Below are 15,090 nucleotides of genomic sequence, written 5' to 3'. Positions count from 1 at the left end.
TAATAGTGAAAATAAGCAGGAGAGAAGAACATGAAAGAAGTTTATCTGGACAATTCAGCAACAACCAGAGCTTACGACAGTGTCGGAAAACTGGTTGCGCATGTGATGTGCGAAGATTATGGCAATCCATCTTCTCTGCACAGAAAAGGCGTTGAAGCAGAACAATATATAAAAGATGCAAAAGAGACATTTGCCAGACTTTTAAAAGTACAGGAAAAAGAAATATTTTTCACATCTGGAGGAACAGAGAGTGATAATCTAGCGCTGATCGGAACAGCAATGGCAAACAGACGCGCAGGTAATCATCTGATCACGACAGGAATTGAACATCCTGCGATCATCAATACGATGCGCTATCTGGAAGAACAGGGATTCCGGGTTACATTTCTTCCGGTTGACCGTTATGGAAGAGTGCAGTTAGAGGCATTGAAGGAGGCACTCTGTGATGAAACGATACTGGTGTCTGTGATGTATGTAAATAATGAAGTTGGTTCTGTACAGCCGGTCGCAGAAGCGGCAAGTATTGTGAAAGCATATAATAAAAATATTCTGTTTCATGTAGATGCAGTACAGGGATTTGGCAAATACAGGATCCATCCGAAGAAACTGGGTGTAGATCTCTGCTCCATCAGCGGTCATAAGATTCATGGACCGAAAGGAACGGGAGTGCTGTATATTGACAGCAAAGTGAAGATCAAACCAATTCTGTTTGGAGGAGAACAGCAGAAGAATATCCGCTCCGGTACGGAAAACGTTCCGGGTATTGCAGGACTGTCTCTTGCAGCGAAGACAATTTACGAGGATCTGGATGAAAAAGTGCAGAAGATGCGTAAGCTGAAAGAGCATTTCATCGAAGGAATTGCCAGGATTGAAAATACGACGATCCATGGGCTTTATGATGAGACGAGTGCGCCGCATATTATCAGTGTCGGATTTGCAGGTATCCGAAGCGAAGTGCTCCTGCATGCACTGGAGGAAAAGGGAATCTATGTATCCTCCGGATCTGCCTGCGCTTCCAACCATCCGCAGGTGAGCGGCGTGTTAAAAGGAATCGGAGCAGGGCAGGAATTTTTAGATGCCACACTTCGCTTCAGTATGTCGGAATTTACTACATCAGAAGAGATTGACTATACTTTGGATACCCTTTATAATATAGTACCGGTGCTTAGAAAATATACCAGACACTAACCGGTCCGGAAGCGAAAAGGAGACATAAGATGAGATTTCATACTTTTTTGTTAAAATATGGAGAGATTGGAATTAAAGGAAAGAACCGTTATCTTTTTGAAGATGCACTTGTAAGACAGGTGCGTTACGCTTTAAAAGATGTAGAAGGAACTTTCACTGTTTATAAATCACAGGCACGTATTTATGTGGACTGTGAAGGTGAATATGATTATGATGATACAGTAGAGCATTTAAAAAGAGTGTTCGGACTGGTAGGTATCTGTCCGGTTGTCCGGATGGAAGATCAGGGCTTTGACCAGTTGAAAAAAGATGTTGTTGCATATATGGATGAAGTATATCCGGATAAGAAGCTTTCTTTCAAAGTGGAAGCAAGAAGAGCGAGAAAATCTTACCCGAAGACTTCCATGGAGATCAATTGTGATCTGGGAGAGGCAATTCTGGATGCATTCCCGGAGACACATGTAGATGTGCACAAACCAGATGTGATGCTGCATGTTGAAGTACGTAATGAGATTTATGTGTATTCACAGATCATTCCGGGAGCAGGCGGAATGCCGGTTGGAACAAATGGAAGTGCCATGCTTCTTCTGTCAGGCGGCATTGACAGCCCGGTTGCCGGCTATATGATCTCCAAACGTGGAGTTGGACTGGAAGCAACTTATTTCCATGCACCACCGTATACAAGTGAACGTGCAAAGCAGAAGGTTGTAGACCTTGCAAAGATTGTAGCAAGATATTCCGGACCGATCAAACTTCATGTGGTAAACTTTACAGATATCCAGCTCTATATTTATGATCAGTGTCCGCATGATGAGCTGACGATCATTATGCGTCGTTATATGATGCGGATTGCAGAACATTTTGCAAAAGCAGACGGATGTCTTGGAATGATCACAGGAGAGAGCATTGGTCAGGTCGCAAGTCAGACAATGCATAGCCTTGCAGCGACAAATGATGTATGCACACTTCCGGTATATCGTCCGGTCATTGGATTTGACAAACAGGAGATTGTAGATATTTCAGAGAAGATCGACACTTATGAGACATCGATTCAGCCGTACGAAGACTGCTGTACGATTTTTGTGGCTAAACATCCGGTTACAAAGCCGAATATAGAAGTGATTCGCAGATCAGAGGAGAAATTGGCTGAGAAGATCGATGCTATGGTTCAGGAAGCAATCGATACAGTAGAAGTGATTGAAGTAACACCGTAAAACAAAAAAGAATGTGCTCCGGCACATTCTTTTAAAGGTTAAAAATAATTACTCTACGATGTATGGTTTTAATGTTTCGAGGATCTTGTCGATTTCGTTGTCATCAGCATGGATGTTGAGGTCAATGCTCTTAGATAAATCCAGACTGAAGATACCCATGATGGATTTGGCATCGATCACGTATCTGCCGGATACTAAATCAAAATCATAATCATATTTTGTGATTTCATTTACGAAAGATTTTACTTTGTCAATGGAATTCAAAGAAATTTTAACTGTTTTCATTGAATATACCTCCTTGGTTTCATTTTTTCTACACGTTTATCTTAGTTTTTTGTAGTCAAAAAGTCAAGGAATAATTTGTAAAGAGAGGAAAAAAGAAAATTATGAAGAAAGCAGCATTGCATAATCTTGGATGTAAAGTAAATGCATATGAAACAGAAGCCATGCAGGAGCTTCTGGAAAAAAACGGTTATGAGATCGTGCCGTTCAAAGAAGGTGCAGATGTTTATGTAGTCAATACATGCACAGTTACAAACATTGCGGACCGTAAGTCCAGACAGATGCTGCACAAGGCAAGAAAGATGAATCCGGATGCAATCGTAGTGGCAACCGGCTGTTATGTGCAGACTGAGAATCAGGAAGTGGACGATTGCATTGATATTGTGATTGGTAATAATAAAAAGAAAGATATTGTGGAGATCCTCAAACAGTACGAAGAGGAGAGAGAAAGAACAACCGATCTTATTGATATCGGACATACAAAGGAGTATGAGAATCTTCATCTGAGCCGTACAGGAGAGCACACAAGAGCGTATATCAAAGTACAGGACGGATGTAATCAGTTCTGCTCTTACTGTATTATTCCGTATGCAAGAGGAAGAGTGCGAAGCCGTGCCAAAGAAGATGTGATCGAGGAAGTAAAGACACTTGCTGCAAATGGTTATAAGGAAGTCGTACTGACTGGAATTCATCTGAGCTCTTACGGAGTAGATATAGAGGATAGCCTGCTTTCTCTTATTCTGGCTGTACACGAAGTGGATGGAATCCACCGTATCCGTCTTGGCTCACTGGAACCGGGGATTATCACGGAAGAGTTTGTCCGGACGATTTCCGCACTGCCGAAGGTGTGCCCACATTTTCACCTGTCTCTGCAAAGCGGATGTAATGCGACACTTCGCAGAATGAATCGTAGATATACGGCAGAAGAATATGCTGCAAAATGTCAGCTCCTGCGCAAATATTTTGCACATCCGGCACTTACAACCGATGTGATCACTGGATTTCCGGGAGAGACACCGGAAGAATTTGAAGAGTCCAGGGCGTTTGTAGACAGCATGGATTTCTATGAGACACATATTTTTAAATATTCTAGAAGAGAAGGTACAAAAGCTGCCGTTATGCCGGATCAGGTACCGGAGCAGATCAAGGCAGAGCGAAGCAAAGTACTGATTGCATTAAGTGAAGAAAAACAGAGCCGCTTTGAGGAAGAACTGATCGAAACCACACAGGAAGTGCTGATGGAAGAAGCTATAGAGAGAGAAGACGGAATCTGGCAGATCGGGCATACGAAGGAATATGTAAAAATTGGATATAAAACAGAAAAAAATCTGGCAAATCAGCTCATAAATGTAGAAATTGAGAGCCGTTTGCAAATAATACATTGAATTTTCGGTGTTAATAAGTTAGAATAAAATGAAAAGTATTTTTGAAGGACGTGAGTATATGAAAGATTTAAGCAGTACACAGTTTTTCCAGGTAGAAAGCGGCCCGCAGATTCAGGCAAAAGATATTCTGGAAATTGTCTATCGGGCATTGGTTGAGAAGGGATACAATCCGGTCAACCAGATCGTTGGATATATTATGTCAGGAGATCCGACTTATATTACAAGTTATAACGGAGCCAGAAGCCTGATCATGAAGATGGAGCGGGACGAACTGGTGGAAGAGATGCTCAAGACGTATATTGAGCACAACAAGTGGGTATAATATCTATGAGAATAATGGGACTGGATTACGGCTCGAAGACGGTGGGCGTTGCAATCAGCGATCCACTTGGCATTACTGCGCAGGGAATTGAGACAATTACACGCAAAGATGAGAACAAGCTGCGTAAGACCTGTGCAAGAATTGAGGCTCTGATCGAAGAGTATCAAGTGGAGAAGATCGTCATCGGGTTGCCAAAGCATATGAACAATGACATTGGAATCAGAGCTGAGAAGTCAATGGAATTCGCAGAGATGTTAAAAAGACGGACAGGTCTGGAAGTGCAGATGTGGGACGAAAGACTTACAACAATGGAAGCGGAACGTACCCTGATCGAAAGCAATATCAGACGAGAGGACCGCAAAAAATATATCGATAAAATTGCTGCAGTATTTATTTTGCAGGGATACTTGGACTCGGTAAAGTCGTGAGGTGTTTTTTGTATGGAAAAAATAAGATTTACATCGGATGAACGGCAGGAAGAGACAGAATTCTTTGTGCTGGAACAGACGAAATTAAATGGAGTGTCTTACATTCTTGTGACGGATTCAGAAGAAGACGATGCAGAGTGTTTAATTTTAAAAGATACATCAGCGGAAGAAGAAAAAGAGAGCATTTATGAGATTGTAGAAGACGAGAAAGAATTGTCAGCAATTTTAAAAGTGTTCGAGGAGTTACTGGAAGATATTGAGATTGAAAGGTAAGAACTTTATGTCTATCAGTCAGGAAAAGTTTAAACAAATGCTGAAAGAAAAAGGTTTGAAAGTTACAAACCAGAGATTGCTCGTTCTGGAAGTCCTTGCCGCACATCGGGACAGACACATGACTGCGGAGGATATCTATGAACTTGTAAAAGAAGACTATCCGGAGATTGGACTGGCGACGATATACAGGACAGTGCAGCTTTTGCTCGAGATGCAGTTGGTGGATAAGATCAATCTGGATGACGGATGTGTGCGATATGAGATTGGTGAGGCAAATGACGGAGAGGGTGAGCCACACCATCATCACCATCATCTGATCTGTAAAACATGTGGAAAAGTGTTCCCTTTCAGGGACGATTTGCTGGACGGACTAGAACGTCATATTGAGGAAGAGACAGGATTCCATGTGTTGGACCATGAGCTGAAATTCTACGGACAGTGTAAAAAATGCCGGAAAAAGTAGTACGGAGAGGCACATGGAGGTGTTAAATTGAAAAGAGAAAACAACGGAAAATTGCGTATCATTCCGCTTGGAGGTCTGGAGAAGATCGGAATGAACATTACTGCCTTTGAGTTTGAAGACAGTATTATTGTTGTGGACTGCGGTCTTGCATTCCCAGAAGATGATATGCTCGGAATCGATCTCGTTATTCCGGATGTGACATATCTGAAAGAGAACATTCAGAAAGTAAAAGGATTTGTGATCACACATGGACACGAGGATCATATTGGAGCATTATCTTATGTACTTCGTGAGATGAATCTTCCGATTTATGCAACGAAACTGACAATGGGAATTATTGAGAAGAAGCTCTCAGAGCATAATCTTCTCCGCAGTACGCGCAGAAAAGTAGTCAGACATGGACAGTCTATTAATCTTGGCAAGTTCAGGATTGAATTTATTAAAACAAATCACAGCATTCAGGATGCAGCAGCGCTTGCAATTTACTCTCCGGCAGGTATTGTTGTGCATACTGGAGACTTCAAAGTAGACTATACGCCTGTATTCGGAGATGCAATCGATCTGCAGCGTTTCGCAGAGATTGGCAAAAAAGGCGTTCTGGCGCTGATGTCAGACAGTACGAATGCAGAGAGACCGGGATTTACTCAGTCAGAGCGTACGGTCGGAATTACATTTGACCATATTTTTGCAGAGCATCAGAATACGAGAATTATTATTGCTACATTCGCTTCAAATGTAGATCGTGTTCAGCAGATCATTAACTCTGCATGCAAATACAACCGTAAGGTTGTTGTAGAAGGACGAAGTATGGTAAATATCATTCAGGTTGCACAGGAATTAGGTTATCTGAATGTGCCGGACAAGACATTGATTGAGATTGATCAGCTGAAAAACTATCCACCGGAGAAGACGGTCCTGATCACGACAGGAAGTCAGGGAGAATCTATGGCAGCACTGTCGCGTATGGCGGCAGATGTGCATAAGAAGGTTACAATTATGCCGGGTGATACAGTTATTTTCAGTTCTAATCCGATTCCTGGAAATGAAAAATCTGTTTCCAAGGTTATTAATGAGCTTTCTTCCAAAGGTGCCAATGTTATTTTCCAGGATGCACATGTATCCGGGCATGCCTGCCAGGAAGAACTGAAGCTTATTTATTCTCTTGTAAAACCGAAATATGCGATTCCGGTTCATGGAGAATACCGTCATTTGAAGGCCAATGCGGGAGTAGCAAGATCCCTGGGTATTCCGAAGGAAAATATTTTCCTGTTACAGTCCGGAGATGTGCTGGAAGTCAGTGAGAATGAAGCAAAAGTTGTGGATAAGGTTCACACAGGCGAGATCCTTGTAGACGGACTTGGCGTTGGAGATGTTGGGAATATTGTGTTGAGAGACCGTCAGCACCTTGCTGAAGACGGAATTTTGATCGTTGTACTGACGCTTGAGAAAGGAAGTAATCAGTTGCTTGCGGGACCGGATATTGTATCCAGAGGATTTGTATATGTAAGAGAATCTGAAGGATTGATGGAAGAGGCACGCAATGTTCTGACAAATGCCGTGGAAGATTGTCTGACACATCAGAGAAATGCGGACTGGAGCAAGATTAAGCTTGTGATCCGTGATACAATGAATGAGTTTATCTGGAAGAGAACAAAACGTAAACCGATGATCCTTCCGATCATTATGGACGTATAGAAGAAAAAGGACGTAGTAGAGCAGTCTTTACTACGTCCTGTATTATGTCAGAAGGAGGAAGACTTTGTGATCGTAGATGACAGAATTACAACCTACCTACATTCTCTGGAAATGCCGGATATTCCGGTGATCGAAGAGATTGAAAAAGAAGCGCTGGAAGCTTATGTGCCGATCATCCGAAAAGAGACACAGAGTTTCCTGAAAGTATTATTGACGATACAGAAACCGAAAAGAATTCTGGAAGTAGGAACCGCAGTAGGTTTTTCGGCTGTCTTAATGAGCCATTATATGCCAAAGGACGGACATATTATCACGATTGAGAATTATGAAAAAAGAATCCCGGTTGCCAGAGCAAATTTTGCCAGAGCGGAGAAAGAAGATAAGATCACATTGCTGGAGGGAGATGCTCTTGAAGTGATGAAAACGCTGGAAGGACCGTATGATTTTATTTTTATGGACGCAGCGAAAGGACAGTATATTCATTATATGCCGGAAGTACTGCGTCTGTTGGCGCCGGAAGGAGTACTGATGTCAGACAATGTACTTCAAGACGGCGATATTACACAGTCAAGATTTGCTGTTGAAAGAAGGAATCGTACAATTCACAGTCGCATGCGGGAATACTTGTATGAACTGAAACACCACGAAGGACTTCAGACATCCATTCTTCCACTGGGAGACGGGGTGGCACTGAGTGTGAAAAAGGAGGAAGAAAAGTAAGATGAATGGTAGACGACCGGAATTATTAATTCCAGCAAGTAATCTGGAAGTACTCAAAGTGGCGGTTATGTTTGGAGCCGATGCTGTTTATATCGGAGGAGAGGCATTCGGATTACGTGCAAAAGCAAAGAATTTTTCAAAAGATGATATGGCTGCCGGAATCCGTTTTGCGCATGAACATGGTGTACGTGTGCATGTTACCGTAAATATTCTGGCACATAATGATGATCTGGAAGGCGTGCGGGAATATCTCTGCGAATTGAAGGAATTAAAACCAGATGCGCTGATCATTGCAGATCCGGCAATCTTTGAAATGGCAAAAGAAATCTGCCCGGACATTGAACGCCATGTCAGTACACAGGCGAATAATACAAATTATGGTACTTACAATTTCTGGTGGAAACAGGGAGCAAAAAGAGTAGTTTCGGCAAGAGAACTGTCCTTGAAAGAGATTTCTGAGATTCGTAAGCATATTCCGGAGGAGATGGAGATTGAAAGTTTTATTCACGGTGCAATGTGCATTTCTTATTCCGGAAGATGTCTGCTCAGCAATTTCTTTACCGGAAGAGATGCGAATCAGGGAGCCTGTACACACCCGTGCCGTTGGAAATATGCAGTTGTAGAGGAAAAAAGGCCGGGACAGTATATGCCAGTATATGAAAATGAAAGAGGAACTTACATTTTCAATTCCAAGGATCTTTGTATGATCGAGCACATTCCGGAGATGATCGAAGCAGGAATTGACAGTTTCAAGATTGAAGGACGTATGAAGACGGCGCTGTATGTCGCAACAGTTGCAAGAACATACCGCCTTGCGATTGATGACTATCTGAAAGATCCGAAGCTGTATGAAGAACATATGCTGTGGTATCTGGATCAGATTTCAAATTGCACATACCGGCAGTTTACAACTGGATTTTACTTTGGAAAACCGGATGAGACAAGTCAGATTTACGACAGCAACACTTATGTAAGAGAATACACATATCTTGGAATTATTGGCAAAGAGTCAGACGGAAGATACCGCATTGAGCAGAGAAATAAATTCTCGGTTGGCGAGACGATTGAGATTATGAAGCCGGATGGAAAAAACATAGAGACGGTTGTCCGGGCGATTATCAATGAAGACGGGGAAACACAGGAGAGTGCCCCGCATTCCAAACAGGTTCTCTATGTCGAACTGGATAAAAAAGCAGAGAAGTATGATATTTTAAGAAGAGCGGAAGACATAGAGGCTTAAAAACAGATGATTTGAGAATATGGGATGTCAGACAGAGAAACCTATTATATGCGGACGCTGTCTGGCATTCTTTTCTATGCCAGAAAACTTCGTCCTAAAGCGCTTTTATAAAAAATGATTGTATTTTCGGCAGAGATACAGTATACTATTAGCCACATAAGAAAGAGAGTCCGGCAGATCTTAACCGGAACATCTATAATCTGAAATTGTCACATATGCGTGATGGTTTTCATAAACAGATCTTATAATTTTTCAACAAAGACATAAACAGATACGATCCAACAAAATACCAGAAAAAGATCATAACAGATGGAAAAGCACAAAAAAGAATACTCTTACATAAACTATAAGCAAATACCCTGAGAGGTGCGTTCCTTGAAATCATTTCCGAAACCCCTCACTGCAGCAGAAGAAGCTTATTATATGCAAAAGTATACAGAGGGCGACCTGAAAGCAAAACATATTCTGATCGAACGGAATTTGCGCCTTGTTGCACATATTGTGAAAAAATATCCATCCAGAGAGGAGGATGTGGAAGATCTTTTGTCGATCGGGACAATCGGGCTTATTAAAGCAGTTGTAAGTTTTGATCCGGAAAAACGTGTGCGTCTGGGAACATATGCGGCGCGGTGCATTGAAAATGAGATATTGATGCATCTGCGTGCGAAGAAAAAAATGTCCCGGGAAATTTCACTGTACGAGCCGATCGGGACAGACAGGGAAGGCAATGAAATCCAGCTTTTTGATGTGATCGAAACAAAAGAAGAAGATGCGCACAGACATGCGGAATTAAAAGAATCGGTCCGGATTTTGTATGCAAAAATGGAGTCGGAATTATCTCAGAGAGAACGGCTAGTTCTGAAAATGCGATACGGACTTTATGGGGAAGAGGAGTATACGCAGAGGGAGATTGCCGGACAGCTTGGAATTTCTCGTTCTTATGTATCACGGATTGAGAAAAGTGCGATCGAAAAACTGCGTACATTTTTTTAGCTGTTATAGCAGCCGGAGGAAACTGTCGCTGGCGGAGTTTTGCAGGTACAGCAGTAAACGCATGGAATAAGCAGGAAGAAAGAGGTGGATACATGGGAGTTTGTATAGTAAATTCAGCAGTGATTCAGGGTGTTGAAGCGAAGATGATACAGGTGGAGGCAGATGTCAGCAATGGTCTGCCTGTGTTTCATATGGTGGGATATCTGTCCGGTGAGGTACGGGAGGCAGCAGAACGTGTGCGGACAGCGATCCGTAACAGTGGTATTGTGCTGCCTCCGAAGAAAATCATTGTAAATCTGGCGCCCGGCTCAATAAGGAAAAAAGGAACAGCGTTTGACCTTCCTATTGCATTAAGTATTATGGCAGCACTTGAAATATTTCCAGAAGAACGATTGCGAGATGTAATGGTTGCCGGTGAACTGGGGCTGGACGGAAGTGTACAAAAGGTCTCCGGAATTTTACCAATCGTACAGAAAGCAGGAAGAGAAGGCTTTAAATGCTGCATTGTACCGGAGCAGAATGCGGCGGAAGGTGCACTGGTAGAAAAGATCACGGTATATGGTGTGAATTCACTGGAGGAAGTGTGCAGTTATCTGAAAGGAGAAAAAAAGCTGGAACCGGCGATGTGCAAAGATGCCAGAGAATGTGGGAGACTGTTGGATTCGGAACTTTTGGATTACAGTGAGATACAGGGACAAGTAATTGTAAAAAGAGCTGCGACAGTGGCGGTTGCCGGTGGACATAACCTGCTGTTAGTTGGACCACCGGGAAGTGGAAAGACGATGGCTGCAAAGAGAATTCCAACCATTTTACCGAAGCCTTCATTGGAAGAATCGATGGAAGTTACAAGTCTCTACAGTGTCGTTGGAAAAGTGGAGGAAACCCATCCGTTGATGTTAGGAAGACCGTTCCGGGAGGTGCATCATACGGTTACAAAAGCGGCATTGATCGGTGGAGGGAATTACCCGGTTCCGGGAGAGATCAGTCTGGCACATGGAGGCGTCCTCTTCCTGGACGAGCTTGCGGAGTTTAAAAAGTCTGTTCTGGAAGTGCTCCGCCAGCCTTTGGAAGAGCAGAAGATCCATCTCGCCAGGAATCAGGCAAATTATACATTTCCGGCAGATTTCATGCTTGTTGCGGCAATGAACCCATGTCCCTGCGGAAATTATCCGGCTCAGACGTGTACATGCACACCACAGCAGATCCAGAATTATCTGGCAAGGATCAGTCAGCCGTTTTTAGACCGGTTGGATATCTGCATCGAAACACCGCGCGTGGATTATGCGGCACTCCATACACAGCAGAAGCAGGAACGCTCAGTAGATATACGTGCACGCGTGTGTGCAGCGAGAGAAATACAGAAAAAGAGATATGAAGGATTGCCGTTTTCGGTAAATGCAAGGCTGGGAGCAAAGGAAATCCGAAAACACTGTGTGCTAGACGCTGTGACGGAACAGATTATGGAGCAGGCATTCTGTACACTTGGTCTGACAGCGCGGACATATCATAAGATTCTGCGTGTGGCACGGACGATCGCAGATCTTGCCGGAAGTGAGGTGATCACTCCAGCACATATTAAAGAGGCAATCGGATACCGTACGGTAGATAAAAAATACTGGGGGAAAGGCTTATGATTTATGAATATTGGTATGCGGGGATTTCCGGGCTTAACTGTATGAAAAAGAAAAAACTGCGTGAAATTTTAAAGACAGCAGAAATGATTTATTATATAGAAGAAATAAAATTAACAGAACTGGGGATACTGACGGACAGAGAAATCCAGGCACTTATAAAAGCAAAAAAACAGCAGGATATAAAAGAAAAATGGGAGATGCTGGAAGAGAAAAATATCCGTTTTATTCCGTATTTTTCGGAAGAATATCCAGTGCGCCTTAAGAATATTCCGGCGCCTCCATATGCACTCTATGTGAGAGGCAGGCTGCCGGACAGTGACAGACCTGCGGCTGCTTTGGTGGGTGCAAGAAACTGTACGCATTATGGCGAGAGAATGGCATTAGAATATGGAGAAAAGCTGGCAGAAAACGGGATTAGTATTATCAGCGGGATGGCAAGAGGAATTGATGGCGCCGGACAAAGAGGTGCATTAAATGCCGGGGGAATGACATATGGTATATTAGGATGTGGCGTGGATATCTGTTATCCGGGAGAACATCGCGGACTATATCAGGATCTGATCAAAAAAGGCGGTGTGATTTCAGAACAGAGTCCGGGAAGCCCGCCTCTTGCCAGGTACTTTCCTGCGCGTAACCGTATCATCAGCGGGATGGCAGATATCGTACTTGTAATAGAAGCAAAAGAAAAAAGCGGCTCTCTTATTACGGCAGACCAGGCGCTGGAACAGGGGAAGGAAGTTTATGCACTTCCGGGACCTGTAACAAGCCTTTTAAGTCAGGGGTGTCACCGGCTGATCGCGCAGGGTGCAGGGATTTTGCTAAGTCCGGAAGACCTGATGGAAACGATGGGAATTTGTTTGTCAAAAAGCAGACAAAATAAATCATCGGAGAAAAAAGTACTTGAAAGTCCAGAAAATATGGTGTATAGTTGTGTCGGTTTGTTTCCAAAGGGACTTCAGGAGCTTGCGCAGGAGACAAAACTGGCTCCGGAGATACTTATGGAAGAGTTGATAACGCTTGAACTGCAAGGGTTTGTCAAAGAAATATCGAAGAATTATTATGTGAAAATGCGCTGAAAAGCGGGGCGGATTTTATGGAGGAAATCATATATGGCACGTTATCTTGTGATCGTGGAGTCACCGACGAAGGTGAAGACAATTAAAAAATTTTTAGGAAGTAATTATGTAGTCGTAGCGTCTAACGGACATGTGCGCGATCTGCCGAAGAGCCAGCTTGGTGTCGGACCTGAGAATGACTATGAACCAAAGTATATAACAATCCGTGGCAAGGGAGAGATTCTTGCAAATCTTCGAAAAGAAGTGAAAAAAGCAGATAAAGTATATCTTGCAACTGACCCGGACCGCGAAGGAGAAGCGATTTCCTGGCATTTATGCAAAGCCCTGAAACTGGAAAACAAGAAAACGTACCGAATCAGTTTTAATGAGATTACGAAAAACGCAGTCAAAGCATCTCTGAAAAATGCCAGAGAGATTGATATGGATCTGGTAGATGCCCAGCAGGCGAGACGTGTCCTTGACCGCGTGGTTGGATATAAAATCAGCCCGGTACTCTGGGCGAAAGTAAAAAGAGGTTTAAGTGCGGGACGCGTACAGTCTGTAGCACTTCGTATCATTGCTGACCGTGAAGAAGAGATCAATGCATTTATTCCGGAAGAATACTGGAGCCTGGATGCGAATCTGAAAGTCAAAGGTGAGAGAAAACTCCTGAATGCCAAGTTTTACGGAACAGATAAGAAAAAGATGACGATTTCATCCAAAGAGGAACTGGATAAGATTTTAAAAGAATTAGAAGGTGCATCTTATGAAGTCGCTGAGATTAAAAAAGGGGAACGTACAAAGAAAGCACCGGTTCCATTTACAACCAGTACATTACAGCAGGAAGCATCCAAAGCATTGAATTTTGCTACAGGAAAAACGATGCAGATCGCACAGCAGTTGTATGAAGGTGTCGATATCAAAGGAAATGGAACCGTCGGTCTGATCACGTATCTGCGTACCGATTCTACTCGTATTTCAGATGAAGCAGATGCAAATGTACGTGCTTATATCGGAGAACAGTACGGAGAAGAGTATGTTGCAGTTGGAGAAACAAAAGCAAAGACAGGCGGCAAGATCATCCAGGATGCGCATGAGGCGATCCGTCCGACAGATCCGGCAAGAACACCGGCGGCAATCAAAGAATCTCTGACAAGAGATCAGTTCCGTTTGTATCAGCTTATCTGGAAGCGTTTCCTTGCCAGCAGAATGCAGCCGGCAAAATATGAGACAACATCTGTGAAGATCAGTGCAGGAAAATATCGTTTTACAGTAGCTGCTTCCAAGATTGTATTCCAGGGATTCCGACTGGTTTATACAGAAGCAGGAGAAGAGAAAGAAGAAAAATCTGTATTGATGAAAGGGCTGGATATGGATTCAAAGCTCACAAAAGAAAGTTTTGATACGAAGCAGCACTTTACACAGCCACCGGCACATTATACAGAAGCAACACTTGTAAAAGCTCTTGAAGAACTGGGCATTGGACGTCCAAGCACGTATGCACCGACAATTTCAACGATTATTGCCAGAAGATATGTTGCAAAAGAGAACAAGAATCTGTATCTGACAGAACTGGGAGAAGTTGTAGATAATATCATGTTACAGTCCTTCCCAAGCATTGTAGATGTGAATTTTACAGCCAACATGGAAAGCTTGCTTGATGGTGTGGCAGAAGGTAAGGTAAAATGGAAGACGATTATCGAGAACTTCTATCCGGATATTGAAGCCGCAGTGGAAAAGGCACAGAAAGAATTAGAGACAGTCAAGATCGAAGATGAAGTGACTGACGTTGTCTGTGAACAGTGCGGACGCAACATGGTCATCAAATACGGTCCACACGGAAAATTCCTCGCATGTCCGGGATTCCCGGAGTGTAGAAATACAAAGCCTTATCTGGAAAAAATCGGTGTTTCCTGCCCGCTTTGTGGAAAAGATGTTGTGCTCCGTAAGACAAAGAAAGGCAGAAAATATTACGGATGTGAAGACAATCCGGACTGTGAATTTATGTCATGGCAGAAACCGGTTCAGAAAAAGTGTCCGAGATGTGGAAATTATATGGTCGAAAAGGGAAATAAGATCTGTTGTAGTGACGCTCAGTGCGGATATGTAGAAAATAAGAAAAATTCTGATAAATAACAATAATATTCGTTGAATTATAGTGAATTGTATGATAATATAACTTCATAGGATGGAGGAGT

Annotated in this window: 15 protein-coding genes; 14 read left to right on the top strand and 1 reads right to left on the bottom strand. The window is 42.9% G+C overall.

All coding sequences use genetic code 11. The features are described from left to right. Nucleotides 1-30 precede the first annotated feature (30 nt). Nucleotides 31-1,188 (top strand): cysteine desulfurase family protein, encoded by a 1,158-nt coding sequence (locus tag DWY31_RS04675; RefSeq protein WP_117538141.1) that lies wholly within the window; start codon nucleotides 31-33, stop codon nucleotides 1,186-1,188. Nucleotides 1,189-1,217: 29 nt separating this feature from the next. After that, nucleotides 1,218-2,402 (top strand): tRNA uracil 4-sulfurtransferase ThiI, encoded by a 1,185-nt coding sequence (thiI, locus tag DWY31_RS04670; RefSeq protein WP_021861613.1) that lies wholly within the window; start codon nucleotides 1,218-1,220, stop codon nucleotides 2,400-2,402. 48 nt (nucleotides 2,403-2,450) lie between these two features. Here the strand turns inward: thiI and DWY31_RS04665 are convergent, their stop codons facing one another. Then, on the bottom strand, nucleotides 2,451-2,687 hold the full coding sequence (locus DWY31_RS04665) for an HPr family phosphocarrier protein (protein WP_118287757.1): 237 nt from the start codon (nucleotides 2,685-2,687) through the stop codon (nucleotides 2,451-2,453). Between the two features lie 101 nt (nucleotides 2,688-2,788). Here DWY31_RS04665 and mtaB point away from each other — a divergent pair, with 101 nt between their 5' ends. From mtaB to topA, 12 genes are all read left to right on the top strand, one after another. Continuing rightward, nucleotides 2,789-4,069, top strand: a complete 1,281-nt coding sequence (gene mtaB, locus DWY31_RS04660) for a tRNA (N(6)-L-threonylcarbamoyladenosine(37)-C(2))-methylthiotransferase MtaB (protein WP_118519662.1) — start codon at nucleotides 2,789-2,791, stop codon at nucleotides 4,067-4,069. A 58-nt stretch (nucleotides 4,070-4,127) separates the two neighbouring features. Further along, on the top strand, nucleotides 4,128-4,391 hold the full coding sequence (locus DWY31_RS04655; RefSeq protein WP_021861610.1) for an IreB family regulatory phosphoprotein: 264 nt from the start codon (nucleotides 4,128-4,130) through the stop codon (nucleotides 4,389-4,391). Nucleotides 4,392-4,396: 5 nt separating this feature from the next. Next, nucleotides 4,397-4,819 carry a Holliday junction resolvase RuvX gene (gene ruvX, locus DWY31_RS04650; RefSeq protein WP_117538144.1) on the top strand — a complete coding sequence of 141 codons (423 nt, stop codon included), beginning with the start codon at nucleotides 4,397-4,399 and terminating at the stop codon, nucleotides 4,817-4,819. 12 nt (nucleotides 4,820-4,831) lie between these two features. Then, the gene (locus tag DWY31_RS04645) at nucleotides 4,832-5,092 is read left to right on the top strand and encodes a DUF1292 domain-containing protein (RefSeq protein ID WP_021861608.1); all 261 of its coding nucleotides are present in this window, start codon (nucleotides 4,832-4,834) and stop codon (nucleotides 5,090-5,092) included. A 7-nt stretch (nucleotides 5,093-5,099) separates the two neighbouring features. Next, a complete protein-coding gene (locus DWY31_RS04640; protein WP_021861607.1) occupies nucleotides 5,100-5,555 on the top strand; it encodes a Fur family transcriptional regulator in 456 nt (151 codons plus the stop codon). A gap of 27 nt (nucleotides 5,556-5,582) precedes the next feature. Beyond that, entirely contained in the window at nucleotides 5,583-7,250 is a 1,668-nt protein-coding gene (locus DWY31_RS04635; RefSeq protein WP_021861606.1) for a ribonuclease J, read from the top strand. A gap of 66 nt (nucleotides 7,251-7,316) precedes the next feature. Then, entirely contained in the window at nucleotides 7,317-7,970 is a 654-nt protein-coding gene (locus DWY31_RS04630; RefSeq protein ID WP_118287759.1) for an O-methyltransferase, read from the top strand. A gap of 1 nt (nucleotide 7,971) precedes the next feature. Beyond that, a complete protein-coding gene (locus DWY31_RS04625; protein ID WP_118519661.1) occupies nucleotides 7,972-9,210 on the top strand; it encodes a peptidase U32 family protein in 1,239 nt (412 codons plus the stop codon). A 375-nt stretch (nucleotides 9,211-9,585) separates the two neighbouring features. Next, complete coding sequence (sigK, locus tag DWY31_RS04620) at nucleotides 9,586-10,203, top strand: RNA polymerase sporulation sigma factor SigK (RefSeq protein ID WP_117538148.1); 618 nt, start codon at nucleotides 9,586-9,588, stop codon at nucleotides 10,201-10,203. A gap of 92 nt (nucleotides 10,204-10,295) precedes the next feature. After that, a complete protein-coding gene (locus tag DWY31_RS04615) occupies nucleotides 10,296-11,837 on the top strand; it encodes a YifB family Mg chelatase-like AAA ATPase (RefSeq protein ID WP_118519660.1) in 1,542 nt (513 codons plus the stop codon). Then, nucleotides 11,834-12,913 carry a DNA-processing protein DprA gene (dprA, locus tag DWY31_RS04610; RefSeq protein WP_021861601.1) on the top strand — a complete coding sequence of 360 codons (1,080 nt, stop codon included), beginning with the start codon at nucleotides 11,834-11,836 and terminating at the stop codon, nucleotides 12,911-12,913. The genes DWY31_RS04615 and dprA overlap by 4 nt, the downstream gene beginning before the upstream one ends. A gap of 33 nt (nucleotides 12,914-12,946) precedes the next feature. Continuing rightward, nucleotides 12,947-15,028, top strand: coding sequence for a type I DNA topoisomerase (gene topA / locus DWY31_RS04605; protein WP_118287761.1), 2,082 nt, complete (start codon nucleotides 12,947-12,949; stop codon nucleotides 15,026-15,028). Nucleotides 15,029-15,090: the final 62 nt, after the last annotated feature.

Source organism: Dorea sp. AF24-7LB (genome assembly GCF_003478575.1).
Classification (GTDB): Bacteria; Bacillota; Clostridia; order Lachnospirales; family Lachnospiraceae; genus Dorea_D; species Dorea_D hominis.
The sequence above is the reverse complement of the archived record's forward strand: the minus strand, read 5'-3'. Positions and strand labels throughout refer to the sequence as shown.